The organism is Pseudomonas sp. PONIH3, assembly GCF_002934345.1.
GTDB lineage: Bacteria > Pseudomonadota > Gammaproteobacteria > Pseudomonadales > Pseudomonadaceae > Aquipseudomonas > Aquipseudomonas soli.
This window is the reverse complement of record NZ_CP026386.1, coordinates 728203-752638: the sequence shown is the minus strand read 5'-3', so window position 1 is coordinate 752638 and position 24436 is coordinate 728203. Positions and strand designations below refer to the sequence as shown.

General features: G+C 65.8%; 16 protein-coding genes and 2 pseudogenes. 4 read left to right on the top strand and 14 right to left on the bottom strand.

Annotated elements, in window-relative coordinates; all coding sequences use genetic code 11:
- Window positions 1-3 precede the first annotated feature (3 nt).
- The 7 genes and pseudogenes from C3F42_RS03280 to C3F42_RS30145 form a co-directional block, all read right to left on the bottom strand.
- On the bottom strand, window positions 4-615 hold the full coding sequence (locus C3F42_RS03280) for a cell wall hydrolase (protein ID WP_023632291.1): 612 nt from the start codon (window positions 613-615) through the stop codon (window positions 4-6).
- A 46-nt stretch (window positions 616-661) separates the two neighbouring features.
- Window positions 662-1579, bottom strand: a complete 918-nt coding sequence (locus tag C3F42_RS03275; RefSeq protein ID WP_104443959.1) for an AEC family transporter — start codon at window positions 1577-1579, stop codon at window positions 662-664.
- Between the two features lie 138 nt (window positions 1580-1717).
- The gene (locus C3F42_RS03270; RefSeq protein WP_104443958.1) at window positions 1718-2575 is read right to left on the bottom strand and encodes a LysR family transcriptional regulator; all 858 of its coding nucleotides are present in this window, start codon (window positions 2573-2575) and stop codon (window positions 1718-1720) included.
- A gap of 68 nt (window positions 2576-2643) precedes the next feature.
- Window positions 2644-3492, bottom strand: coding sequence for a proline/glycine betaine ABC transporter permease (locus C3F42_RS03265; protein ID WP_046855806.1), 849 nt, complete (start codon window positions 3490-3492; stop codon window positions 2644-2646).
- A complete protein-coding gene (locus C3F42_RS03260; RefSeq protein ID WP_094011216.1) occupies window positions 3489-4499 on the bottom strand; it encodes an ABC transporter substrate-binding protein in 1011 nt (336 codons plus the stop codon). The genes C3F42_RS03265 and C3F42_RS03260 overlap by 4 nt, the downstream gene beginning before the upstream one ends.
- A gap of 167 nt (window positions 4500-4666) precedes the next feature.
- Window positions 4667-5179 (bottom strand): annotated as a pseudogene (locus tag C3F42_RS30150) (methyl-accepting chemotaxis protein); the annotation flags it as partial.
- A gap of 393 nt (window positions 5180-5572) precedes the next feature.
- Window positions 5573-6490, bottom strand: a pseudogene (locus C3F42_RS30145) (chemotaxis protein); the annotation flags it as partial.
- Window positions 6491-7076: 586 nt separating this feature from the next.
- Here C3F42_RS30145 and C3F42_RS03250 point away from each other — a divergent pair.
- A complete protein-coding gene (locus C3F42_RS03250; RefSeq protein ID WP_104443956.1) occupies window positions 7077-8396 on the top strand; it encodes a Na+/H+ antiporter family protein in 1320 nt (439 codons plus the stop codon).
- A 108-nt stretch (window positions 8397-8504) separates the two neighbouring features.
- Here C3F42_RS03250 and C3F42_RS03245 read toward each other — a convergent pair whose 3' ends face one another.
- Window positions 8505-9506 (bottom strand): FecR family protein, encoded by a 1002-nt coding sequence (locus C3F42_RS03245; protein WP_094011218.1) that lies wholly within the window; start codon window positions 9504-9506, stop codon window positions 8505-8507.
- A gap of 353 nt (window positions 9507-9859) precedes the next feature.
- On the opposite strand from C3F42_RS03245, the gene ilvA reads away from it, so the two are divergent.
- Window positions 9860-11422: a threonine ammonia-lyase, biosynthetic gene (gene ilvA / locus C3F42_RS03240; protein ID WP_094011219.1), complete on the top strand. Its 1563-nt coding sequence runs from the start codon at window positions 9860-9862 to the stop codon at window positions 11420-11422.
- Between the two features lie 82 nt (window positions 11423-11504).
- Complete coding sequence (gene yiaY, locus C3F42_RS03235) at window positions 11505-12653, top strand: L-threonine dehydrogenase (protein ID WP_104443955.1); 1149 nt, start codon at window positions 11505-11507, stop codon at window positions 12651-12653.
- A gap of 227 nt (window positions 12654-12880) precedes the next feature.
- Here the strand turns inward: yiaY and C3F42_RS03230 are convergent, their stop codons facing one another.
- From C3F42_RS03230 to C3F42_RS03215, 4 genes are all read right to left on the bottom strand, one after another.
- Window positions 12881-14074, bottom strand: coding sequence for a hypothetical protein (locus C3F42_RS03230; protein WP_094011221.1), 1194 nt, complete (start codon window positions 14072-14074; stop codon window positions 12881-12883).
- Between the two features lie 87 nt (window positions 14075-14161).
- Complete coding sequence (locus C3F42_RS03225) at window positions 14162-14629, bottom strand: VOC family protein (protein WP_038706019.1); 468 nt, start codon at window positions 14627-14629, stop codon at window positions 14162-14164.
- A gap of 143 nt (window positions 14630-14772) precedes the next feature.
- Window positions 14773-16392, bottom strand: a complete 1620-nt coding sequence (locus C3F42_RS03220) for an NADP-dependent glyceraldehyde-3-phosphate dehydrogenase (RefSeq protein WP_104443954.1) — start codon at window positions 16390-16392, stop codon at window positions 14773-14775.
- Between the two features lie 97 nt (window positions 16393-16489).
- A complete protein-coding gene (locus C3F42_RS03215) occupies window positions 16490-20038 on the bottom strand; it encodes a dermonecrotic toxin domain-containing protein (RefSeq protein ID WP_094011223.1) in 3549 nt (1182 codons plus the stop codon).
- A 148-nt stretch (window positions 20039-20186) separates the two neighbouring features.
- On the opposite strand from C3F42_RS03215, the gene C3F42_RS03210 reads away from it, so the two are divergent.
- The gene (locus C3F42_RS03210) at window positions 20187-22430 is read left to right on the top strand and encodes a putative bifunctional diguanylate cyclase/phosphodiesterase (protein WP_371041459.1); all 2244 of its coding nucleotides are present in this window, start codon (window positions 20187-20189) and stop codon (window positions 22428-22430) included.
- A gap of 79 nt (window positions 22431-22509) precedes the next feature.
- Here the strand turns inward: C3F42_RS03210 and C3F42_RS03205 are convergent, their stop codons facing one another.
- Both C3F42_RS03205 and C3F42_RS03200 read right to left on the bottom strand, forming a co-directional pair.
- Window positions 22510-23289, bottom strand: coding sequence for a ChbG/HpnK family deacetylase (locus C3F42_RS03205; RefSeq protein ID WP_038706022.1), 780 nt, complete (start codon window positions 23287-23289; stop codon window positions 22510-22512).
- The gene (locus tag C3F42_RS03200) at window positions 23261-24433 is read right to left on the bottom strand and encodes a GNAT family N-acetyltransferase (RefSeq protein ID WP_094011224.1); all 1173 of its coding nucleotides are present in this window, start codon (window positions 24431-24433) and stop codon (window positions 23261-23263) included. Before C3F42_RS03200 ends, C3F42_RS03205 begins: the two co-directional genes overlap by 29 nt.
- Window positions 24434-24436 lie beyond the last annotated feature (3 nt).

Sequence of the window (24436 nt, the reverse complement as noted above, 5' to 3'; positions counted from 1 at the left end):
TGTCTAGCGGGCCAGGGCCTGGTTCGGTTTGTAGAACAGGAAATGCGTGGTCTGGGCCGTCTTGCGATAGGCCTTGGCCCAGTCGGGGCGGACGCTGCGGTCATGGAAATACAGGGCGCCGCCGGTGGGGTCCTTGAGCTGCTGGTTGAGTGCCTTGCGGGCGATTTCCTTGGCCACCGCGTAGCGCTCCGCTTCTTCGACCTGGTCGGGGCGCCCGTCGCACCACCAGGAAAACTGGCAGCTCTTGCTCTCCACCCCCTGCTTGACCACCGCGCAGATGCTGTCGGGAAAGCCTTCGTGGCCGAGGCGATTGAGCACCACGCTGGCCACCGCGCTCATGTCCTCGGCGTCGGCGCCCTTGGCTTCCCAGTAGATGGTGCGGGCCAGGCAGGTGATGCTGTCGTCCATCGGCGCCTGGCCTGCCGGGTCGACGGCCTGGACTTCACCGGGGGTCAGGGTTTCCTGTTTTTTGGGAGGTGGGGCATCCTCGACCACCTTCTCCTCGAGCACCTGCGCCTTGTCTTCGGCAACCGCGGCCTGTTGGCTGTCGGCGGCGAGGAGGGGGCCTGCAAACAGGGTCAGGGACAGACCGAACAGCATCCACGCAAGGCGCATGATCGAGACTCCGCGAGAGGGCTGTCCACAGTTTAGCCGTTCGGCTTCAATTCAGTGTCAGGCTCAGCACCAGGGGCAGGGTCGCGGCGGCGGCGATGGTCTGCAGGGCGATGATGGTGGCCATCAACGGGGCGTTGCCGCCCATCTGCCGGGCCATCACATAGGACGACGACGCGGTGGGCAGCGCCTGGAACAGCACCGCCACCACCGCGGCCTGGCCACTCAGCCCGAGCAACCGGCACAGGCCCCAGGTGGCCACCGGCATGATCAGGAACTTGAACAGCGACGCGGCCAGCACCGGCCTGAGCTGCTGCCCCAGCCGCGCCCCGCCGAGCGCCGCGCCCACGCACAGCAGGCCCAGCGGCAACGCTGCCTGGCCCAGGGCCTTGACCGTGGGCTCCAGGCCGGCCGGCAGGCCGAGGCCGGTTACCCGCAGCAACAGGCCAGCCGCGCAACCGATGATCAACGGGTTGGCGAAGATCGCCTTGAGCACCGTGGTCGGTGAGCTGTGGCGTGCGCTGAAGCGGGCGAACACCAGTACGCAGAGCAGGTTGACCAGCGGCACGATGGCCGCGTTGGCCACCGCCGCGAGGGCGATGCCGGCAGCGCCGTAGAGGCCGGCGGCCAGGGTTGCACCGATGTAGTTGTTGAAGCGCACGCCACCTTGGAACACCGAGGTGAAGTCGCCGCCGTCATGGCTGGCGACGGCCTGGTAGAGCACCAGCAGCAGGGCGCCGAGAAGGGTCGAGAGCATCAGCACGCCGACCATGCCCAGTACCGGCACGCCGTCGAGGTTGGCGGTGGCCAGGCCGTGCAGGAACAACGACGGCAGCAGTACGTAATAGCTCAGGCGTTCGGCGCCGGGCCAGAAGGTTTCGGCGAGAAAGCCACGGACCCGCAGCCAGGTGCCCAGGGCGATGAGCAGGATGATCGGGACGAGCGTAGTGAGCAGCAGGTGGAGCATGGCGGGTGGTCCGTGGCCGGGTACGGGCACAGACTAGCGGAGTTGAGTGAGCAGAAAAAACGGTGTTTTCTTGAGTGACCGTTGAGAAAAAATGCATTGTCCATGACAGCTGCGCAGCACTTTCGCCAGCGTTCATGTCTAGAGTGCGGTCTTCAATACCGCACTCAGGTGCCGCCGCTGGCTCTTTTCATGTTCCAGCAGCACCATGCGCCGGGTCAGTTGCGGTTCACCGAAGGGCAGCACGGTGGCGGCTGGCAGCCGTTCGAGGTCGTCGTCGCTCATGGGGATCACCGCCACCCCGAGCCCCATGGCCGCCATACGCGCCAGGGCCTCCTGGCTGTCCAGCTCCATCTGCTCGTTGACCTGCAGGCGCTGACGGCGCAGTTCCTGTTCGATCTGGCGGCCGGCCCAGGCGCGTTTGTCGAAGCGCAGGAACGGCTGGCTGGCGAGCAGCGCCGACAGGCTCTGGCCCGCCAGATCCGGGCTGGCGATGGCCCAGAAACGGTCCTCGAACAGCGGCGTGTACTGCAGGCTTTGCGGGTAGGGGCTGACCGGTTCGGTGGTGATTGCCGCGTCCAGCTCGCCATCTTCGACCCGCCGGGCGAGGTCCGCAGACATGCCCGACACCACGCTGACATGCAGCTCGGGGTGGTGAGCCTTGATCCACACCAGAGCCCTGGGCAGGCGCCGGGCGAGCACGGTGTGGATCGCCCCGATACGCAGGCGACCGCGCAGGCTCGGGCCGCTGGCCAGGGTGTCGGCCAGTTCGTCGTAGGCAGCCAGGATGCCTTCGGCGCGGGCCACCGCCAGCTGACCCGCCTCGGTCAGCATCACCTGGCGGCGGCTGCGGTCGAACAGGGCGACCTGCAATTCGTCTTCCAGGGTCTTGATGTGCAGGCTCACCGCCGAGGGCGTCAGGCTCAGCAGGTCGGCGGCGCGGGCGAAGGTGCCATGGCGGGCGATGGTGACCAGGGTGCGCAGGGCTTTGAGGGACACGCGGGGCTCCGGTTCTTGACGTGGCAGGCTCACCTTGTCGAGGGCGCTACGATACGCGAATGCGCGCCTCAACGCCCGGGGCGTCCGTATGCCTGGCTGATGCGGTCGATCACCATGGCCAGCGCGACGATCGCCAGGCCCGCCTCGACGCCCTGGCCAACGTTCAGGGTCTGGATACCGGCCAGCACGTCCTCGCCCAGCCCGCGGGCGCCGATCATCGAAGCTACCACCACCATCGACAGGGCCATCATCACCGACTGGTTGAGCCCGGCCATGATGCTCGGCAGGGCCAGCGGCAGGGCGATGCGCCGCAGCCGTTGCCAGCGGCTGGCGCCCAGGCCATGGGCGGCCTGCAGCAGCGACGGGTCGATCTGCGCCAGGCCCAGTTCGGTCAGGCGCACCAGCGGCGGCAGGGCGTAGATCAGCGTGGCGAACACCGCCGGCACCTTGCCCAGGCCGAACAGCATCAGCACAGGAATCAGGTAGACGAAGGCCGGCAGGGTCTGCATCACGTCGAGCACCGGCAGGATCAGGCGCCGGGCCAGCGGGCGGGTGGCCAGCAGGATGCCCAGCGGCACCCCGATCAGTACGCACAGGCCGGTGCTGACCAGCACCAGGGCGAGGGTCTGCAGTAGCTTGTCCCACAGCCCGAGCATGCCGATCAGCGCCAGCAGCAGTGGCAGCATCAACGCCCGGGCCAGGCTGCGGCTGGCATGCCAGGCCAGCAGGCCGACCAGCACCAGCAGCAGCCACCAGGGCAGCAGCCGCAGCAGGTTTTCCAGGCCTAGCAGCAGTTGCAGCAACTGGTCGGAGACGGTGCGCAGATGATCGCCATAGTGCAGTACCAACCAGTCGACCAGGCGGTTGACCCAGGCGGCGAAAGAGAATTGCAGGGCTTCGGGAAAACCACCGCTCACAGGCCGGCCTCGACCTTGGCGGCGTGTTCGGCGGGCAGCCAGGCCTTCCACACCGCAGGGTTGTCACGCAGGAAGGCGATCGCCGCGTCGCGGGGTTTCTGCCGGGTTTCGCTCATGCGGGCGAGTGCCTTGTTCAGGGTGTCGATGGGCAGGTCGACCTTCTCGAACACGGCGACCAGTTCCGGGTGGGCGTCACGAAACGCCTTGGACACACCGATGGAGAGCTTGGCCGGCAGCGATTGGCTGCCTTTGGGAGCAGGATTGGCGGGATCTGTGAGGGTGGCCCAGGCGGCTGCATCGAACGGAGGTTCTTCGAGGCGTACCAGGTCGTAGCGGCCCATCAGCGGAGTAGGGCTCCAGTAGTAGAACAGCACGGGCTTGCCGAGCTTGATCTTGGCGGCGATCTCGGCGTCGAGCGCCGCGCCGGTGCCGCTGCGGAAGTTGTTGTACAGCCTGTCCAGGCCATAGGCCTTGAGTTTCTGGCTGTTGACGGTCTCGGAAGTCCAGCCGCTGGGGCTGTTGAGGAAGCGGCCCTTGTCGGGCGCCTCGGGGTCTTTGAATACCTGGGGGTAGCGCTTGAGGTCGTCGACGCTGCGCAGGTCCGGCGCTAGCGGTTCGAGGTTGCGTGCCGGGTCGCCCTTGATGACGTAGGCCGGTACCCACCAGCCTTCCTGCGCGTTCTTTACCGTGTCGCCCAGGGCGAACACCTGGCCGGCCTGCTCGGCCTTGACCCAGGCGGGGCTGCGCCCGGCCCATTCCTCGGCGATCACTTGCAGGTCGTTGCGCGCCAGGGCCACTTCCATGCTCACGGTGCTGCCGGGCAGGGTGTCGGTGGGGTAGCCGTAGCCACGTTCGACGATCAGGCGCAGGATCTCGGTGGTCAGTGCACCGCTTTCCCAGCCGATGGCGCCGAAGTGGATGGGTTGCTCGGCCGCAGCGGCGGAGTCGGTGCTGGCCAGGCCGAAGGCAAGGAGCAGGCTGGCCAGCAGGGTAGGAACTTTCTTCATCGGGGCCTCGTCGGTGCCGGTCCGTGGGTTCCGGCAAGAGTGTAGACGACGAGGTTTTTCAGCTATGGGCGATGGGCTGCGGGGTGTGGCGATAGCTTTGTAGTGCCTGTCAAATCGAGCGCCGCCCGCGCGGCGTTCGGTCTGACAGGCACTGCAACTCTAAAGGCTTAAACGCGGAACTGATCCATCAACCCCTGCTGCTGGTTGGCCAGGCTGTTGAGCGATTGGCTGACCCGCGCCGATTCGTTGGCCTGGCCGCTCAGCGACTCGGTCACGTCACGGATGGTGGCGACGTTGCTGTTGATCTCCTCGGCCACCGCGCTCTGTTCCTCGGCGGCGCTGGCGATCTGCAGGTTCATGTCGGTGATCACGGTCACCGCCTGGCCGATGCGCTGCAGCGCGGTAACGGCCTGGCCGACCTGTTCAACACCGCCCTGGGCCTGGCGATGGCTGCTGTCCATGGCGCCCACCACTTCCTGGGTGCCGGCCTGCAGGGCCTCGATCACCTGGCGGGTTTCCTCTACCGACTCCTGGGTGCGGCGCGCCAGGTTGCGCACTTCGTCGGCGACCACGGCGAAACCGCGGCCAGCCTCGCCGGCGCGGGCCGCTTCGATCGCGGCGTTGAGCGCCAACAGGTTGGTCTGCTCGGCGATCGAGCGGATTACCTCGAGCACCGAACCGATCTTCTCGCTGTTGCGTGCCAGGCCCTCGACCTGGGCCATGGCGCCGCTCATGTCGGCGGCCAGGGTGTCGATGCTGGTGGTGGTGCGGTCGATCACCGCCAGGCCTTCGCGGGTGGCCTGGTCGGCTTCACGCGCGGCCTGGGCGGCCTGGGCGGCGCTGCGGGCGACATCCTGGGCGGTGGCGCTCATCTCGTGGGAGGCGGTGGCCACCTGGTCGACCTGGCGGTATTGCTGCTCCATGCCGGCGCTGGTTTCGGCGGCGATGGCCGCGGACTGGTCGGCGGTGCCGCGCGCGGCCTGGACCGAGCGCTTGACCTCGGCGATGGTCGGCTGCAGCTTGTCGAGGAAGCGGTTGAACCAGCCGGCCAGCTCGCCAAGCTCGTCCTGCTTGTCGTATTGCAGGCGGCGGGTCAGGTCGCCCTCGCCGCTGGCGATGTCCTTGAGCATGGCTGCCACGCCAAGAATCGGCCGGGTCACGCCGCGGGCCATCAGCCACACCAGCAGCAGGCCGGTGATGGCGGCGGCCAGGCCCAGGCCCAGTTCGAGCAGGGTGCCGCTGGTGTTGAGGGCGTCGAGTTCAACCTTGAGCGCCTCGGCCGGCCCGGTCAGGGCACTTTCCGGCACGTCCAGCAGCACGCCCCAGGGCTTGCCGCCAGGGATCGGCTCGAACGCAGCCAGCACTTTCAGGCGCTGCTGATCGTGGAGGATCTGCAGTTTGCCTTCGGCGAGCTTGCGCACCAGTTCCGCGCCCTGGGTCCGGTCGACCTGATCGAAGCGCTGGGCCAGCTTGCCGGCATCGGCGCTGTAGCCGGCCAGCAGGCCCACGGGGCTGAGGATGCCGACCGTGGTCTGGCCCTCGTAGAGGCTGCGGCTGGCGGTCTGGCTCAACGCCTGCAGGCTATTGAGGTTGATGTCGATGGACAGGGTGGCGATGACCTTGTCGCCGGCCTTGAGCGGGAAGACGATGCTGGTCATCAGCACGCGCTGGCCGTCGATGTCATAGAAGTACGGCTCGACCACGCACACGGTGCCGGTACTGCGCGGGCACACCCACCAGGTGTTGGCCGGCTGGCCACTGGGGCCGATCTCGGTGTTGGCCATGTCGTGCTCGGGCAGCGCCATCGAGGTCAGCTGGCCGACCCGCGGCTGCGACCAGTACAGGGCGAAGCGCCCGGTCTCGTTGCTGCCCAGTTCGCCCTGGCCGGCGAACAGCTTGTCCTTGCCATCCAGCGCGCCCGGTTCGAACACCAGCGACAGGCCGAGCAGGTCGGGGTTGGCCTGCAGCGCGGCACGCACCTGGGCGGTCATGTCCTGGCGCAGGTCGTAGGCGTCGAGGAAGCGTTTCTCGGCCTGTTCACGCAGGAACAGCACCTGACGGGCGAAACCGGTGCCGTACTGGTAGGCGTCCATGAACTGACGGCGGATGTTCAGGGCCTGGACCTCGCCCTGGGACTCGATGCGCGACTGCGCCGAGTCGGAGAGCATGCGCATGCTGCTGGCTTTGACCAGGTCCGAACTGTGGTCCATGCGGTACAGCGAAAGGCCGACGAGGAGGGTGACGATGGCCGCCAGGCACAGGCCCGCCAGCAGGGTGATCTTCCATTGGATGGAGAGTTGTCGCAGCAAAGGCATGGGGAAAATCCCTTGTAATAGGTTTGATGCTGCCGACTGTGTCGGCGTGCTCGGATTTTTCTTTATTCAAACGTTCAATTAAACCCTGCGACTTTCGTCTATTTCCTACATAGGGCCGCGGCGCAGACGCTTTTGACTTCTGCCGGTCTGTGCTTCAGAGTGTGCGCCCTTCATAACAACATCCCCTGGTCCGGCCACTGCCTGCGCGCAGTCTGTCGCCGGAATACCCGCTTTTTGTCTGTCGTAACGAGGTTTGCACACCATGAATGCAGTGATTGCCGCGGTCGGGCTCATGCTGATCCTGAGCCTGTCCCGCGTGCATGTGGTCATCGCCCTGATCATCGGCGCCCTGGCCGGAGGCCTGGTCGGTGGGCTGGGTATCGAGGGCACGCTCAAGGCCTTCAATGGTGGCCTGGGTGGCGGTGCCACGGTGGCTTTGTCGTATGCGTTGCTCGGCGCCTTCGCGGTGGCCATCGCCAAGTCGGGCCTGGCCCATGCCCTGGCCGATCGGGCGCTGGCGATGATCGATCGCCAGGGCCATGCCGACGGTGGCAAGGTCAAGTGGCTGCTGATCGGCCTGATGCTGGTGGTGGCGGTGTCGTCGCAGAACATCCTGCCGATCCACATCGCCTTCATCCCGTTGCTGGTGCCGCCGCTGCTGTACGTGCTGACCCGTCTGCGCATCGACCGCCGGCTGATCGCCTGCGTGATCACCTTCGGCCTGATCACCCCGTACATGTTCCTGCCGGTCGGTTTCGGCAACATCTTCCTCAACGAGATCCTGCTGGCCAACGTCGCCCGCGCCGGTGTCGACGTGAGCGGGGTCAATGTCACCCACGCCATGGCCATTCCCGCCGCAGGCATGCTCGCCGGCCTGTTGCTGGCGGTGTTCTTCAGCTACCGAAAGAAACGTGACTACGACCTGGCGCGGATCGAGCAGGTCGAGCAAGTCAGCGTGCAGTACAACCCGGTGACCCTGCTGGTGGCCGGGGTGGCGATCGCCGCTGCATTCATCATCCAGCTGTGGCTGGACTCGATGATCATCGGCGCGATGGTCGGCTTCCTGATCTTCTCGCTGTCGGGCATCGTGCGCTGGAAGGACACCGACGACCTGTTCACCGAAGGCATGAAGATGATGGCGATGATCGGCTTCATCATGATCGCCGCTTCCGGTTTCGCCGAAGTGATGAAGGCCACCGGCGAGGTGAAAAGCCTGGTGGAGACCTCGGCGCAGTGGATCGACCACAGCAAGGGCATTGGTGCCTTGTTGATGCTGCTGGTGGGGCTGCTGGTGACGATGGGTATCGGCTCGTCGTTCTCCACCGTGCCGATCCTGTCGGCGATCTTCGTGCCGCTGTGCGTGCAGCTGGGCTTCGATCCGCTGGCCACCGTGTGCATCGTCGGTACTGCCGGTGCCCTGGGCGATGCCGGTTCTCCGGCTTCGGACTCGACCCTGGGGCCGACCTCCGGGCTGAACGTGGATGGCCAGCACCACCATATCTGGGACACCGTGGTGCCGACGTTCCTGCACTACAACCTGCCGCTGCTGGCGTTTGGTTGGTTTGCGGCGATGACGCTCTGATTCCGAGGGGCCAGCGTGGGAGCGGGCTAGCCCCGCGATCACCGGCGAAGCCGGTGCCATATGACGCATCGCTCCCACGCGCACCAGGGGAGCACAGGCGGCCTCTGATCAGCCGCGGGTCGGCGCTGGCACGATGCGGTTGAGGACGGTACTGCCGTCCTTGCTGCGGGTCAGGTACACCGGCAGCACCTTGGGCAGCGTGTCGACCAGGCGTTCGACCTCGCGGGTGCTGTAGACGCCACTGATGCGAATGCTCGCGGTGCTGTCGTCGGCCAGCATCAGCGGCTTGTCCAGGTAGCGATTGATCACTGGCAACGCCTGGCCGAGGCTGAGGTTGTCCAGTACCAGCCTGCCACTGCGCCAGGCCAGGCTGTTGGCGTAGTCGTCGCTCTGGTTCAGCTCGGGCTCGAAATCGCCCTTGTGGTAGCTGGCCTGCATGCCTGGGCCAAGGCGATAGCCGCCGGCGTTGCCACCGCTGCTGACCAGCACCGAACCTTCCACCAGCGTCACCTTGACCTGGTCTTCGTATTTCCACACGTTGAACTGGGTCCCGGTGACCCGGGTCTGGCCGTTTGCGGCGTGGACGATGAACGGGTGGCTGCTGTCGTGGGTGACCTTGAAGAACGCCTCGCCCTTGATCAGGGTGACTTGGCGCTCATCCTTGAAGTTCAGGAAGCGCAGCTCGCTGTGGAGATTCAGCTCGACGCTGCTGCCGTCGCTCAGGCGCACCTGCCGCAGGTGGTCGCTGGCTTCGAAATGCTGGTAGCTGTTGGGCAGCCAACCCTGTTCCCAGCCGACCCAGCCGGCCAGCGGCAGGGCGAGCAGGGCGACAGCTGCGGCGGAGGCGAACGGGCGCCACTGGCGCGTCGCCACCGGGCGCCGCACGGGCAGCGGGACCACCTGGGCGCTGCGCGGCAGCAGGTCGGCGGTGTCCCAGATCTCCAGCATCGCCTGGTATTCCTCGGCATGCCGCGGGTCGGCCGCCAACCACTGGCCGAACGCCTCGCGCTCGACCGCCGTGCAATCGTCGGCGTGCAGGCGCATGCACCAATGCGCGGCGGCATCGGTGATTGCATCGTCTTCGCTTGGAATGTGGCGGTCGTGGTTCATCGCGGCTCCCGGTTTTGCGGCATTCTACCTCCGGGCGGGGGGTTCCGAGAACGAGTTAATGGCGAATGACTATCAATTGTGCAGTTTTTCGTCGTATCTGCGGTTGGATTTCATCTGCGACTGGGCAGGCACTTCGTGAGCGTCGACAAGGGCGGTAGCGCCAAGCCTTGACTTTTTCTCGCGCCACACGCTAGTTTCCAAGCCCATGAACCTATTCCCGCAGTACAGCGCCCTCAGCATTATTACCGCCATTATCAGATTGGCGGGCTAGCGCACACATGCACTGAACCCGCCCTGGAGGCGGGTTTCTTCTCTCTGACTCCTGGGCACGACAAAAAAACCAGGAGTCATCGATGACCAGTTTCAGCGCCACCCCTCGCACCCCGGCAACCCCCCGGCAACTGCTGTCCGAGCAAGTGCGCCGGATTCTCTCGGCGCCGGTCTACGACCTGGCCATCGAAACCCCCTTGCAAGCGGCGCCGGCCCTGTCGGCCAGCCTGGGCAACCAGGTCCTGCTCAAGCGCGAAGACCTGCAACCGACGTTCTCCTTCAAGATCCGCGGCGCCTACACCCGTCTGTCACGCCTGACTCCCGAACAGCGCGCCCGCGGCGTGATCACCGCTTCGGCCGGCAACCATGCCCAGGGTGTGGCCCTGGCCGCGTCGCACCTGGGCATCAAGGCCACCATCGTCATGCCGACCACCACCCCTTCGCTCAAGGTCGAAGGCGTGCGCTCACGGGGTGGCCATGTGGTGCTGCACGGCGAGAGCTTCCCGCACGCATTGGCCCATGCCCTGCAACTGGCCGATCGCGACGGCGCCACCTTCGTACCGCCGTTCGACGATCCCGACGTCATCGCCGGCCAGGGTACCGTGGCCATGGAGATCCTGCGCCAGCACCCGGGCCCGTTGCATGCGATCTTCGTCCCCGTCGGCGGCGGTGGCCTGGTCGCCGGGATCGCCGCCTACGTCAAGTACCTGCGCCCGGAGGTCAAGGTGATCGGCGTCGAACCGCAAGACTCCAACTGCCTGCAGGCCGCAATGGCCGCAGGCGAGCGGGTGGTCCTGCCGCAGGTCGGCACCTTTGCCGACGGGGTGGCGGTGGCGCAGGTGGGGGCGCACTGCTTCGAGCTGTGTCGCCACTTCGTCGACGAGGTGGTGACGGTCGGCAGCGATGAACTGTGTGCCGCGATCAAGGACATCTACGACGACACCCGCTCGATCACCGAGCCTTCCGGGGCCCTGGCAGTGGCCGGCATCAAACGCTACGTGGCCCGCGAAGGGCTGCAAGGGCAGACCCTGGTGGCCATCGACTCGGGCGCCAACGTCAACTTCGACCGCCTGCGCCACGTGGCCGAGCGCGCCGAACTGGGCGAGCAGCGCGAGGCGATCATCGCCGTGACCATCCCCGAGCGTCCCGGCAGTTTCCGCGCGTTCTGCCTGGCCCTGGGCAAGCGCCAGATCACCGAGTTCAACTATCGCTACTACCCTGGCAAGGAGGCGCGCCTGTTCGTCGGCGTGCAGACCCACCCGCAGCAGGATCCGCGGCAACAGTTGCTGGCCAGCCTGGGCGAACAGGGCTACCAGGTGCTCGACCTGACCGACAACGAACTGGCCAAGCTGCATGTGCGCCACACCGTCGGCGGCCACGCGGCACCCGGCGCCGGCGAGCGCGTGCTGCGCTTCGAGTTCCCCGAGCGCCCGGGCGCATTGCTGGGGTTCCTCGAACGCTTGGGCAAGCGCTGGAACATCAGCCTGTTCCACTACCGCAACCACGGCGCGGCACAAGCGCGGGTGTTCGCCGGGCTGGAAGTGCCCGAGGACGAGCTGGCCGGGCTGCCACGGGCACTGGACGAGATGGGGTACCAGTACTGGGACGAGACGGAGAACCCGGCGTATCGGTTGTTCATGGGGTAGGCCGGCTTGCGCTGGATCAATGCCCACCTGTCCATTCCGGCGGATGCTGACAACCTACCGTCAGCCTGAGAGGACCCCGGCCATGAGCAGCACGTTCTTCATCCCCGCCGTAAACATCATGGGCATCGACTGCCTGGAAGAGGCGATGGCGGCGATTGCCGGCTACGGCCTGCGCAAGGCGCTGATCGTCACCGACGTCGGGCTGGCCAAGGCCGGTGTGGCCGAGCGCATAGCCGGCATGCTGGCCATGCGCGACATCGATTCGCGGGTCTTCGACGGCGCCAAGCCCAACCCGAGCATCGCCAACGTCGAGACGGGCCTGGCGATGCTGCGTCGCGAGGGCTGCGACTGCGTGATCTCCCTGGGCGGTGGCTCGCCCCACGACTGCGCCAAGGGCATCGCGCTGTGCGCCACCAACGGCGGGCATATCAGCGACTATGAGGGCGTTGACCGCTCGAGCAAGCCGCAGCTGCCGCTGATCGCGATCAACACCACGGCGGGCACCGCCAGCGAGATGACCCGCTTCTGCATCATCACCGACGAGGCGCGCCACGTGAAAATGGCCATCGTCGACCGCAACGTCACGCCGATCCTGTCGGTGAACGATCCGGCGCTGATGGTCGGCATGCCCAAGGGGCTCACCGCGGCCACGGGCATGGATGCCTTGACCCACGCCATCGAGGCCTATGTGTCCACCGCCGCCACGCCGATCACCGATGCCTGCGCGCTGAAGGCCATCAGTCTGGTCAGTGCCAACCTGCGCCAGGCGGTTGCCGACGGCGGTGACCTGGTGGCGCGGGAGAACATGGCCTACGCCCAGTTCCTCGCGGGCATGGCGTTCAACAATGCCTCGCTGGGCTATGTACATGCCATGGCCCACCAGCTGGGTGGCTTCTACGACTTGCCCCATGGCGTGTGCAACGCGGTGCTGCTACCCCATGTGCAGCGCTTCAATGCCAAGGTCAGCGCCGCGCGCCTGCGTGATGTGGCCAAGGCCATGGGGGTGAAGGTCTGCGCGCTGGACGCCGAGCAGGGGGCCGGCGCTGCGATTTCGGCCATCGAGCACCTGGCGGCGGCCATCGGCATCCCGGCCGGGCTGGCGGAACTGGGGGCCAAGGTCGAGGATGTACCGGTGCTGGCGGCCAATGCGTTGAAGGATGCCTGCGGGCTGACCAATCCACGGGTGGCCAGCCAGGTGGAGATCGAAACGATCTTCAAGGCGGCGTTCTAGGGGCTGTACGAAATGTGTCTGCGCGAAGGCCAGACAAGGCGAAACGGGGGAGGAACGGCCGGGGTCGCGCCCGACTGTACTGGAGTACATGAGCATTCCGAGCCCCGTTTCAATGCAGTATGGGCGAGTGCAGATGCATTTCGCACAGAGCCTGGCCTGGTCGAGTCATCGCGGGGCAGGCCCGCTCCCACAAGGGCCGCGAGGGCTGGCTCTTGTGGGACTTCCCTTCAGCGTTCGCGCATGAAGAACCCGGCCACATACTTGCGGAAGGTGTCCAGGCTCTTGAAGTCGGCATAGCGCTTGAAATTCTCGGCATCCGGCTCGGGCCCGATCGGCTGCTCCAGCAGCGACACCGACAGTACCCGGTCCTGGTCCGACGTCAGCACCAGTTCATCCATCACCTGGCCGCCGATCACCGGGCGGCGCATCAGCACCTTGACGCCCTTGCCGGCCATCCAGTCGATCAGCGACACCAGCGCCTTGAGCGGCTCGCGTTCTTCATCGCGGTACACCGGGAACAGATGCCCGCGCGATAGCACCGGCACGCTGGCGACGTGGATCAATTCGTAGAAATGGCTGCCGGCGGTGGCCGGAGAGTACAGCGCAAGGGCCAGCAGTGGCCCGCTGGCGCGGTTACCGCCCCAGTACTGGTGGTGGCCCTGGAAGTCGAAGCCATCCTCGCTGCGGTTGTTGAACAACTTGCGCCCCTTGACTTGGTCCACGCAGTCGAGCAGCAGGCCGTGCCGACGGTGGTTGCCGAACACCGTGGCCTCGCGCAGGCGCGCCTTGAGCATCATCATGTGCTTCATGTCCAGGCGGGTTTCCAGGTAGTTGCTGGCGGGCACCCGCTCCAGCAGCGGGTAGCGGCTGGCGACAGTGCGCAGGTCGGCGAACTGCGCGGTGAGGTCCTTTTTCAGGTGGGTGGCGTAGACGTTCAGGCCGCTGGCCTCGATCCAGGTCAGCAGCAGCGACAGCAGGCGCTGCTGTTCGCGGCGCTCGCCGGGCTCGCGCGGCGTTGCGGGTGCCTCGCCGTCACTGGCGCGGCGATAGTCGCCGAGCAGGCGCAGTGGCGCATCCGGCGCCAGCCAGGCGGCCGGGGCGGCGTTTTCATCGGCGCGTTCGCCGGCCTCACGTTCATCCTTGCTGAACGGGCAGCCTGGGGTGTGCTCGGGAGTTTCGGGGTTGTTGCGCAGGAACAGGGTGCCGGTGCTGCCGTTCAACGAGACGTTGAGCACCGGCAGGGCATCCTTGCGGCAGTCGCAGGCCAGCCATTGGTTGGCGCTGCGTATCTTCATCAGCCATTGGTTAGCCTGCAACAGGCGCGGGCCGGTGAGGGTGCCACGGGCAAAGTCCACCAGCAGTTCGTCCTCTGCCGGGGTCAGGCTGCGCACCAGGGCGCCGGATTTTTCGATGATTCGCATTGAGGGGCAGCTCCAAGCTACAAGCCTCAAGCTTCAAGCAAAGCGCGGCGGCTTTCAACTTGAAGCTTGCGGCCTGGAGCCCGCCGCTCACTGGCCGCCGAACAGTTTGGCGGCACGGGCACGGATTTCCTCGGGGCTGAGGTCTTCCTTGTGGGTGGAGACGAACCACATGTTGTTGAACGGATCCTTCAGGGTGCCGCTGCGGTCGCCGTAGAACTGGTCCTGGACTTCACGTATTGCTATCGCGCCAGCGCTCAAGGCCTGGGCATAGACTTTGTCGCAGTCCTCGACATACAGGTGCAGACCGACTGCGGGAGTCTCGATGGTCTCGCTGGGCTTGAGGCCGCCCTCCATGTCGCAGGGCGAGCCGAGCATCAGCGAGGAGTCGCCGATTTTCAACTCGGCATGGCCTATGCTGCCGTCAGGGCCTTCGAGGCGGAACATCTCGACGGCGCCAAAGGCCTTCTTGTAGAACTCGATGGCCTTGGCGGCGTCCTTGATGCCGAGATACGGGGTCAGGCTGTGCTGGCCTTCGGGGATGGGCTTGGCTGCCATTTGCGTAATCTCCTTTCACGTGGGGTGGGTTGCAACGCCGTGGTGATTAGAGTCGCTCATGAGCCTGGAAAATCGACACTTGCTTTATATCGATTCTCTATAAAAACAATGGGCTGCGCAGCAGCCCCGATCAGGCGAATTGTTCAGAAGATGTAGTCGGTGGTCAGGAAGCTCGACTGCCGGTTGCGGATAATCTCGCTGATCAACTCCTTGTTCGCTTCCTGGAACTTGGTAGCGACCAAGGTGCGAATGGAGAACACGCGCAATGCGTCATGCACCGACAAGGTCCCTTCGGCGCTGTTCTTGCGGCCGTTGAACGGATAGGTATCCGGCCCACGCTGGCACTGGGCGTTGAGGTTGATCCGGCCGACCTGATTGGCGAAGGTATCGACCAGCGCGCCGATGGTCTGCGGGTCGTTGCCGAACAGGCTTAGCTGCTGGCCGTAGTCGGAGTCGAGCACGTAGTCGATCACAGTCTGCAGGTCACGGTAGGGCACCACTGGTACCAGCGGGCCGAACTGCTCCTCGTGGTAGACGCGCATGTCCTGGCTGACAGGGTAGAGCAGGGCGGGGTAGAAGAACGAGCCTCGGCTTTGCCCACCCCCTTCATTGAGCACCCTGGCACCCTTGGCGGTGGCATCGGCCACCAGGCTGTCGAGGTAGTCGAGCTTGCCGGGTTCCGGCAGCGGCGTCAGCGCCACGTCGGGCTCCCAGGGCATGCCGGGCTTGAGGGCGGCGAGCTTGCGCTGAAACTTGTCGAGGAATGCCTCGACCACGTCCTCGTGGACGAACAGGATCTTCAACGCGGTGCAACGCTGGCCGTTGAACGACAGGGCGCCGGTGACGGCCTCTTCGACGGCGTTGTCGAGGTCGACCTGGGGCAGGACGATGCCGGGGTTCTTGGCGTCCAGGCCCAGCGCCGCGCGCAGGCGGTGCGGGCGTGGGTGGAGCTTCTTCAAGTCGCTGGCGGCCTTGTGGGTGCCGATGAAAGCGAACACGTCGACCTTGCCGCTGGCCATCAGCGCACTGACGGTCTCGCGGCCGCGCCCGTAGATGACGTTGATCACCCCGGGCGGGAAGCTGTCACGGAAGGCTTCGAGCAATGGGCGGATCAGCAGCACGCCGAACTTGGCCGGCTTGAACACCACGGTGTTGCCCATGATCAGCGCCGGGATCAGCGTGGTGAAGGTTTCGTTGAGCGGGTAGTTGTACGGGCCCATGCACAGCGCCACGCCCAGCGGGGCGCGGCGGATCTGGCCAAGGGTGCCCTGTTCGAGCTCGAAGCGGCTGGAGCGACGGTCGAGGTCCTTGAGCGCCTCGATGGTGTCGACGATGTAGTCGCAGGTGCGGTCGAACTCCTTCTCCGAATCCTTGAGGTTCTTGCCGATCTCCCACATAAGCAGTTTGACCACCGCCGTGCGCTGCTCGCGCATGCGCGCCAGGAAGGTTTCGACATGCCCGATACGCTCGGCCACGCGCATGTTCGGCCAGGCACCGCGGCCCTTGTCGTAGGCGGCCACGGCCGCGTCGAGGGCGGTGAGCGCCGTTTCGGCGTCGAGCAGGGGGGCGCTGCCGAGGATGACCTGGCGCTCACTGCCGCCTTCCTTGAGCCAGACCGGGCTGCGCACGGTGGCCAAGGGGCCGTCCCAGTGCCGCAGCTCACCGTTGACCAGATAGTCACGTTGCTCCAGGGGCGAGCCAAGGCGCCAGGCTTCGGGGATATCCTCGAGGGTGGGGAACAGCGAGTCGAGCAGACGGTCCATGGGTAATGCACCTCTCAAATCCGGATGATGAAACGCTTCAGCTTGCGAGCATGCGCCGACCATCATCAAATTACCAGCCTGGAGCCGTCGTTGCCGATCATTCCTCGAACGGCGGCGGGAACGTCTCGGCCTCCAGCAGCCTCATGGCACCGATCGCCAGGCCATAATCCATGACTCGCGGATCTGCAAAAGTGCGCAGCCGCTGCCACAATCGGGCTTGATCATAGTCCGGCTGATCCTGCAGTCCACGTAGCTCGCGCCGGTATTGCAGCGGCAGTGCGTTCCAGATGGTCCAGTCGCCGGCATCGGTATGCTCCAGCATTTCCTCGTAGTCGGCGTCGGCTACCAGCAAGTCGATACCATGCTGTACGTAATAGGCCTGGATCTGCTGGCTGACCCGCTCGCTGAGGTCGGGGCTTTCCAGCCACAGGTTCTGGGCCGCCACCCTCGATAGCTGAAGATCCTGCGGCAAGCTGGCGAAGCGGTTGTCTCGCAGGTCGAAGACGACGGGTCGCCAATCTTCATCGCTACGAATACCGTTGGGCCAATCGACGAGTTCGCAACTGTTGAGGTTGAGCACATCCAGTTCGCGCAGGCGGTTGAGGTCGGGGCTGCGGGCCAGCGGGTTGTGCGACAAGTCCAGCATTCGAAGCGCGCCAAGACGATCCAGAGCGGCTTGGTTCGCGTCGTTCCAGACCAGGTTGTTACCCTGCATGTCGAGCCACTCCAATGTCTGCGGCACGGCAATTGCTGGCAACTGCTCGAAACCGCAACCGACCAGATGCATACGTTGCAACCTTGGGAACCGTTCCAGAAACTCGGCAGGCAATTGGCTCAAGCCGGGGTTCGCGCCCAGGTCGACTCGCTCGATATGGGTAAAACGGTCTGGCAATGCCAGGGCCGCCAGGTCCTCGTTGGTCAGTGCCAGGTCGACCAGGCTGATCTGGTGAATGGCAAGCCGTTCCTCTTGGGAAAACTCCGTCATGCGCTGCCAGTTGCTGACCAACCTTCGCCCGGCGGCATGGCGCAATGGGTCATTGCCGGCCCAATCGCGCATCTGGTCACGGAACTCCCGCAACTGTTGTTCTAAATCTCCAAGTTGCCGTTCCGGACTCAGGCCGGCCTCGAGCCACTGGCTCAACTGTTCGTTGACCTGGTAGTCCGCGGCCTCAGGGTACAGCTGTCGGTAGCGGCGAAAGAGCGCGCCGACTTCGATGCGGGGGGGCTCAAGCGCTGGCTCCTCCATGCCGCCAGGTAACCGGCCGCGCTTGCCCCATCCAGGCAAATGACTGCCCAGCAGGCGTCTGGCCGCGGCGGGCTCGGCCAGGACCAGGCGGTGAATCCGTCGGCGCAGTTCATCGACTCCGCTGGCGGCCATGCCCAGGGCCTGGCGGTCAACCGAAGACAACGCTTGCAAGATCGCTCGACACAAATCGGTGTCTTGCCTGAGCGCGACAGGGCGCTCGCCCAGGTAGGCTTCGTAACCGTCACCTGTCTTGAGCACAATGCAGGTACGGCTGGCATTTTCGGCTCCGGCGCTAAGCAGCACAGGCCCTGCGGGGGACGCTGCGCGTAGCTCGAGGCGCAGTTCGGTGGGCCAGCCCGGTAGATCGGCCATGGCCATCACGATCAAACGCTCACTGTGCACGTTGGCCAGCTCGGGAATGTGCAGGCCTTCCAGTGCGGCTTGCTCGACGCCTTCACTGGCCTTGGCATGGGGCAGGCGTTCGAGTGTCGCGCGCAGTGCGGTGGGGGGTGGGTTGTTTGCCAGGTGCAACTGGCGTAGAGCTGCGGTGTTCAGGCCATTGGCCCTGGCAGCGCCTTCGAGCGCCGCGTCCGGTAAGTGTTGCAGGCGGCTGTCCAGGCGCCGGACCAAGGTCGCCAGCGCCCAGTCGCGGGGTTGCTCATGGCTGCCGCGCCAGGCGCCGGCGCCATTGTGCTTGAGGGGCGGCTGGAAGGCGGCGCCGTCTTCGGGGTGCACGATGCGCCATTGTGCCTGGCGAATATCCAGGCGCTGCTCGTAGAGGTGTCCATCCATGCGCATGAAGTGCCGGCCCTGGTGCAGGAACTGCCCCTGTGCATTGGCTTCGAGTTCCGCCGGCAGCACCACCGCACTGCGGTAGTGGGTCAGGTCGGGTCGCCACAGGCGTTGGCTGCCGTCTTCGAGCATGACCGGGTCAAGGCTCTCCAGCAACGGGCTGGTTGCCAGGCGGCTCAGCGCTTTGCCCGTCATGTGCAGCCCGCCGATCACCGCCAGGTTGAGGGCTACCGACTTGAGATGGCCGAAGGCTTGTTCCCGGTCACCGACCTGCCATGCCTCATAGCCTTCGTAGGCTTCATCCAGCAGTTGATAGGCCACCACTGCGGTCATGATCGTACCCAGCATGGGGACGAACAGGCCGGCGATCATCAGCATGTCGAGGCCGGCGCTGTCCCAGAGTGCCTCGCGCGCTTTGCGGGCCTGCTCGTCGGCCAGTGCGGTGGGCACTGCCACTTGCAGGGCTTCGTGCTTCAAGCGTGACACGTGATCATCGTGAAGAAACTCATACAGGTTGGCATTGATCGGTACGCGGCGCATGTGCAGGTCGCCCCCGGCATTCTGTCGCAGCCGGCTGGCAAAGGGGCCTTGCGCCTCGCGGGGCACATAGTCCATGAAGCCTTGGCGAAACGACGGCTGCTGCAGTTCGCTGTGCAGTTGCCGGTGCAAGGCATCGAGGTTGTCGAAGCCGCGCAGGCTGTCGACGTGACCCGGTAGAAAGAGCAGCATGCCCGCTGTACCGGCATCGATCAGGATTGCCTCGTGCAGGGTGATGCCGAGCAGGCTCAGTTGACTGCAGGCCAGCGCCTTCCCATCGTCGAGCAACGCCTGTACCGCGTCCCAACCTTTACCGTCCAGCTGATTGCGTAGGCGCGCCAAGTCTGCCGCCAGGCGCAGGCGGGCCTTATGAACGGCGCCCGCCGCCTGGTGAACGGGCGGGGGCGTGAACAAGGCATCGAGATGGGCCTGGTAACGCTGGCCGATATCCAGTTCACGGCAGGTGGTGGCAAAGGCCGCTGGTGACAGGGCAAGCGGCTTGATCCGGACCTGTTCGCTGGGCAACTCGATATCGACTTCGGTGTCGCTGTCGCCCAGCGTGGTCTTACCGGTGACGAGGCCCTCGCGCACTTGCCAATCGCCTTCCAGGGCCAGCGCGCTGTGGCGATCAAAGGTGAAGGTTTCAGCGAAGTTCTGCAGGGCGGCCTGCAGCAGGCCACGGTGTTCGTGGCGCGTGGTATAGACCTGGAAGGTATAGAGTCGCTTGACCACGATCAGTGATGTACTGCGCAGCGGCGTGATCAAGCCGTGCTGCATGCGCAGGCGTTCGGTGAGCAGAGGTTCGGCGAATTCGGTGATGTTCTGCAAACCCCGCAGATGCCTGGCTAATGTGCGTTGGCTGCGCATCAGGCTAGCCTGGCTGACCTCGACTGCTTCGCGCAGATGCGGCGCGGCGTTGGCGAACCAGGCCGCCTCGCTGTCGGGCAGGCCCTGGGAAGGCAGGATGCTTTCGTGCAGCCGCTGCCAGTGTTCCGGCGTGGCCTTCCGTGTCCAGGCCGGCAGGCGGCGCTCAAGGATGTGCTGGTGCGGGTTGGGGGTATCCACTGTCATGTTCGGCTCCTCGCAAAACGCACATCAAAGCTGTCGCGGTGCCAGCGTCGGTGGTGCATATGCATCCCGGACCGCGGCCTGGCAAAACGGGGCTCAATAATGGCCGCGCAACGCCGATAACCCCTAAATCGACTGCCATCGCCTGCCTATGACCATTCCCCAGAACCCTTCTGAACCGACGCACCTTCCATCCGGAACCTTGCGTCGTACGCTAAACCGCCTGCTGCCGGTCGGCCTGGCGCTGGTGGGCATTGGCCTGTCGGTCGCCCTGGGCCACCTTGACGCGCAGCGCGAACGCAGTGAGCAACTGGGCAACCTTGCGGCCCACCTGGCGGGGATGCGCGGTGCGTTGGAGGCACAGTTGGGCGCGGCGTTCGGCGAGGCTGAAGGTATCGCCCAACTGATCAGTGCCGACGGCGGCATCAGCCCCGCGCACTTTCATGGAATGGCCCGCGATGCCTTGCAGTCGGTGCGCTACATGCGCCATATCGCGCTGGCGCCGGGAGATGTGATCAGCGACGTCTACCCGTTGGCCGGCAACGAGCGGCTGATTGGGCTGGACTACCGTCAGCTGCCGGACCAGTTTCCCCTGCTGCGCGCGGCCCGCGACCAAGCCCATCCGGTGCTGGCCGGGCCGCTGCAGCTGTATCAGGGCGGGCGGGCGCTGATCTACCGACGGCCGGTGTTCGTCACCGGCAAACGGGGTGTGCGGTTCTATTGGGGCAATGTGTCGATCGTTGCCGATATCGACCGTTTGCTGCTTACCGCCGGATTGCGCCCGGATACCGAGTTCGAGCTGGCCGTGCGCGGAGGCGACGGCAAGGGCGCCGAAGGTACGCTGATCTGGGGCGATTCACGGCTGTTCGACGACCCGCAGGTGAAAACGACGGTGGAGGTGCCGGGTGGGCTCTGGCAACTGGTCGCCGCGCCACGCGGTGGCTGGTCGGGCCTGGACTTGTTCGGCTCGCCGCTGTTCTTGTTTGCCTTGGGCTGCACAGGTGTGTTCAGCCTGTTCGTCGCGCAGCTCAACCGCAAGCAGCGGCTGCTCGAACAACGTAACCGCGAGCTGCACCGCTACCAGGCCCAGCTTGAACGCCTGGCCCACTACGACACCATCACCGGGCTGCCCAATCGCATCCTGTTCCAGCAGCAACTCAGTACAGCCATCCTGCAGGGCCATGGCCTGGCGGTGCTGATGCTCGACATCGACGGATTCAAGCAGGTCAACGATAGCCTGGGGCACCCGATGGGCGACCTGCTGTTGCAGCAGGCGACCGCGCGCTTCCTCCAGGAACTGGACAGCCAGGACCGGCTCTGCCGCCTGGGCGGCGACGAGTTCGTGTTCATGCTGCAAGGTGCCCAGGGGCAGGTGAACCAGCAGGTTCGCGCCTTGCTGCGGTGCCTGCAGCGGCCATTCGACCTCAATGGCAACGCCGCCTTGGTCACCGGCAGCATCGGTCTGGCCTGGTGCCCGCAACATGGCGAGGACGCCGATAGCTTGTTGCGCCATGCCGACACGGCCATGTACGCCGCCAAGGAAGCCGGCCGCGATGCCTGGCGGCCTTATCACCCGGACATGACCGAGCGCCTGCAGCAGCGTCTGGAGCTGGAGCGCAATCTGCGCCGGGCGCTGGAGCACAACGAGTTCGAGCTGTGGTATCAGCCCAAGGTCGATCTGTTCAGCGGGCAGCTAGAAGGCGTCGAGGCCCTGTTGCGTTGGCGCGACCCGGAGCATGGCCTGGTCTCGCCCGGGGCGTTCATTCCCCTGGCTGAGCGCACCGGCCTGATCATCCCTCTCGGAGAGCGCGTGCTGGAGCTTGCCTGCGCCCAGTTGGCCGAATGGCGTGCCGATGACGGCTTGCCCGGGCCGCTGGCGATCAACGTTGCGGCCCTGCAGATCGAGCGCAGCGACTATGTGACCAGCCTCGCCTCGGCGCTGGAGCGCCATGGTCTGCCAGCCAACCTGCTGGAAGTGGAAATCACCGAGAGCCTGTTGATGGAGAGCCAGCAACAGGCTTGCGCGGTGCTGGCGCAGCTGCAGGCCATGGGCGTGGCAACGGCGGTGGACGACTTCGGTACCGGCTATTCGTCACTGGCCTACCTGCGCGCGCTGCCAATCGACCACCTGAAGATCGACCGCGCCTTCATCAAGGACCTGCCCGGGGACGACGACGCGGTGGCCATCGCCCGGGCGATCATCGATCTCGGGCATGCCCTGGGGTTTCGCATCACCGCCGAAGGCATCGAGACCCAAGAGCAGTACGACTTCCTGCGCCACGCCGGTTGCGACCAGGGGCAGGGTTTCCTGCTCGGGCGGCCGATGCCGGCCGAGGCGTTGCGCGGTTGGCTGGCCGAGAACCACGAGCGCCGGCATCGGCCGCCGGGGCGGTAGCGATAGGGTTTCCGTCGACACAGGTTTGCCGCTCGGTTTCACAGGCGCAGCACTTCTGACGTCGGACACCCGGCGGCCATCAACTCATCTCCTCCTGCATGCCCAGGCTCGCATAGCCCACCCGCGGCACTTGCCCCAGGCGCTGCTCGACCAACGCCAGCAGCGATTCGCCGCTGGCCAGGTAGGCATCACCGAAGTCGTGCCCGCCCAGCGCGCTGGGATGGGCTACGACCTCCAGCACGCCGTGCGAGGGGGCCAATCCGGCCTTGAGGTCGGCCGGGGTGCAGACGAAATCGGCGGTGCTCCCGGCGAGCTGGCGCAGGCGGCGGTTGAGCAGGCTCTTGAACAGGCGCTTGGCCGGCCCGATGTTGTGCCCCACATTGCGCGCCAGCCGGATCGGAACCCCTTGGGCGCGGGCGAAACGGGCGACAATGACGCCCACCGGCCAGATGTTGTGCACGTGTTGGTGGGAATCCAGGTGGCTGGGCATCAGGCCATGGTCAAGGCAGTGTTGCCACTGGGCCTGCAGCTCTGCTTGCACGGCGGCCCGCTCGCGTCGCGACAAGCGCAGGGTGCGTTGTTTAAGGCGCAGGTCGAATTCGCCATGGGGCGTGCACAGGCGCGGCTCGGCGAGGATCGCCTTGCTCAGCGGGCGGCCATAGGTGAGGTTGAAGTGCAATCCCACGCGTCCTTTGAGCGTTGGTTGCTGGGCCAGCGAGCAGGCGCTAGCGAAGGCCGGCATGTTGGCCATGGCGGTGGCAGAGCTGATCAGCCCGGCCTGGAAGGCATGAAGGATGACTGCGTTGGTGTGGGCGCTGAGGCCGAAATCGTCAGCGTTGACTATGACCTGGGATGGCATCCGGGCGCTCCTGTGGCGGGGTGGGGGCGACAATGTCGGCTGCGGGGTGTGGCGGCTGTCTGCGCAAGCGGGGTTTGAGCCAGTGCCAGCAGCGAAGCGCCAGGCCCAGTAGCACGCCGTCGGGGCGCCAGCTGTAGCTGCTCAGACGCCACTGTTCGACCTGACCGGTCATGCGCTCGTGCAACTGGTGGCTGGAGTTGTCCAGGCTGACCCGCGAGGCGTCGACCCACTTCCAGTCTTCGTCCAGGCCCCAGTGGATCCATTCCTCGAGCAGCACGCGGCCGCTGCCCAGGTCACGGTGTTCGGGGACGAAGGCTAGGTTGTAGTCGTAGATTCGGCCGCGCTCCAACAGGCCCAGGCGGTAACTGATGCAGCGCCCCTCCAGTTCCAGCAGTACCAGGCACACCAGGCCCTCTCCGGCCAGGGCGGTGAAGGCCTTGTACATCCATGGGCGACGCAGGGGGCCGGAGAAGATGCCGACCTCGTCGTCGCCTTTCCAGCTGGTCGCTTCGACGGCGCTGATGGCGTCGAGCAGTTCACCCATGTTCTCGGGAGTGGCGACGACCCGGCGCACGCTGGCACCGCAGGCCTTGATGCGTTTGCGCGCGCGGCGCAGCTTGTAGCGCGGGTCGCCGCTGACTTCCTGGCGGTCCTGCTCGTTGATGCGGTGCACCGGCACCCGGCAGGTCAGGCGCTGCTGCCAGGTCGAGCTGGCGCCGGCCCACTGGCGCAGCCAGCCATCGTGCTCGGTGTTGTCCGGTACCTCGCTCAATTGCAGCAAGGCATGCGGTAGCCGCTTGCGTATGGCCTGCAGGACCTGCTCGGCATATAGCGCCGGCAGGTCGATGAGCAGGGCAATGCGGTCGCTCAGTGGGTACCCCAGGTGGCGCACCACTGGGGCGAACAGCGGGCCGAAGGGTTCGCGCGCGCGTATCAGCGGCAGGCACAGGCACAGACGCTCGTCCTGATAGCCGAGCAGCACCTGCAGGCATTGGCCTGGCAGCAAGGCGGCCTCGGCGGCGCGCAGCCAGCCGAGATGGTTGAAAGGCGTACTGCCGGGCAGGCGCCTGCGCAGCGCCTCGTAGTCGGCGGCGGGAAAGTCGCCGGCGCCAAGCGAGGCGCACCATTTCAGTTGCAGGCCCATGGG

Coding starts and splice junctions, on each gene's coding strand:
- C3F42_RS03280 (WP_023632291.1), bottom strand. CDS start 615: ATGCGCCTTGCGTGGATGCTGTTCGGTCTGTCCCTGACCCTGTTTGCA.
- C3F42_RS03275 (WP_104443959.1), bottom strand. CDS start 1,579: ATGCTCCACCTGCTGCTCACTACGCTCGTCCCGATCATCCTGCTCATC.
- C3F42_RS03260 (WP_094011216.1), bottom strand. CDS start 4,499: ATGAAGAAAGTTCCTACCCTGCTGGCCAGCCTGCTCCTTGCCTTCGGC.
- C3F42_RS03250 (WP_104443956.1), top strand. CDS start 7,077: ATGAATGCAGTGATTGCCGCGGTCGGGCTCATGCTGATCCTGAGCCTG.
- C3F42_RS03245 (WP_094011218.1), bottom strand. CDS start 9,506: ATGAACCACGACCGCCACATTCCAAGCGAAGACGATGCAATCACCGAT.
- ilvA (WP_094011219.1), top strand. CDS start 9,860: ATGACCAGTTTCAGCGCCACCCCTCGCACCCCGGCAACCCCCCGGCAA.
- yiaY (WP_104443955.1), top strand. CDS start 11,505: ATGAGCAGCACGTTCTTCATCCCCGCCGTAAACATCATGGGCATCGAC.
- C3F42_RS03230 (WP_094011221.1), bottom strand. CDS start 14,074: ATGCGAATCATCGAAAAATCCGGCGCCCTGGTGCGCAGCCTGACCCCG.
- C3F42_RS03225 (WP_038706019.1), bottom strand. CDS start 14,629: ATGGCAGCCAAGCCCATCCCCGAAGGCCAGCACAGCCTGACCCCGTAT.
- C3F42_RS03220 (WP_104443954.1), bottom strand. CDS start 16,392: ATGGACCGTCTGCTCGACTCGCTGTTCCCCACCCTCGAGGATATCCCC.
- C3F42_RS03215 (WP_094011223.1), bottom strand. CDS start 20,038: ATGACAGTGGATACCCCCAACCCGCACCAGCACATCCTTGAGCGCCGC.
- C3F42_RS03210 (WP_371041459.1), top strand. CDS start 20,187: ATGACCATTCCCCAGAACCCTTCTGAACCGACGCACCTTCCATCCGGA.
- C3F42_RS03205 (WP_038706022.1), bottom strand. CDS start 23,289: ATGCCATCCCAGGTCATAGTCAACGCTGACGATTTCGGCCTCAGCGCC.
- C3F42_RS03200 (WP_094011224.1), bottom strand. CDS start 24,433: ATGGGCCTGCAACTGAAATGGTGCGCCTCGCTTGGCGCCGGCGACTTT.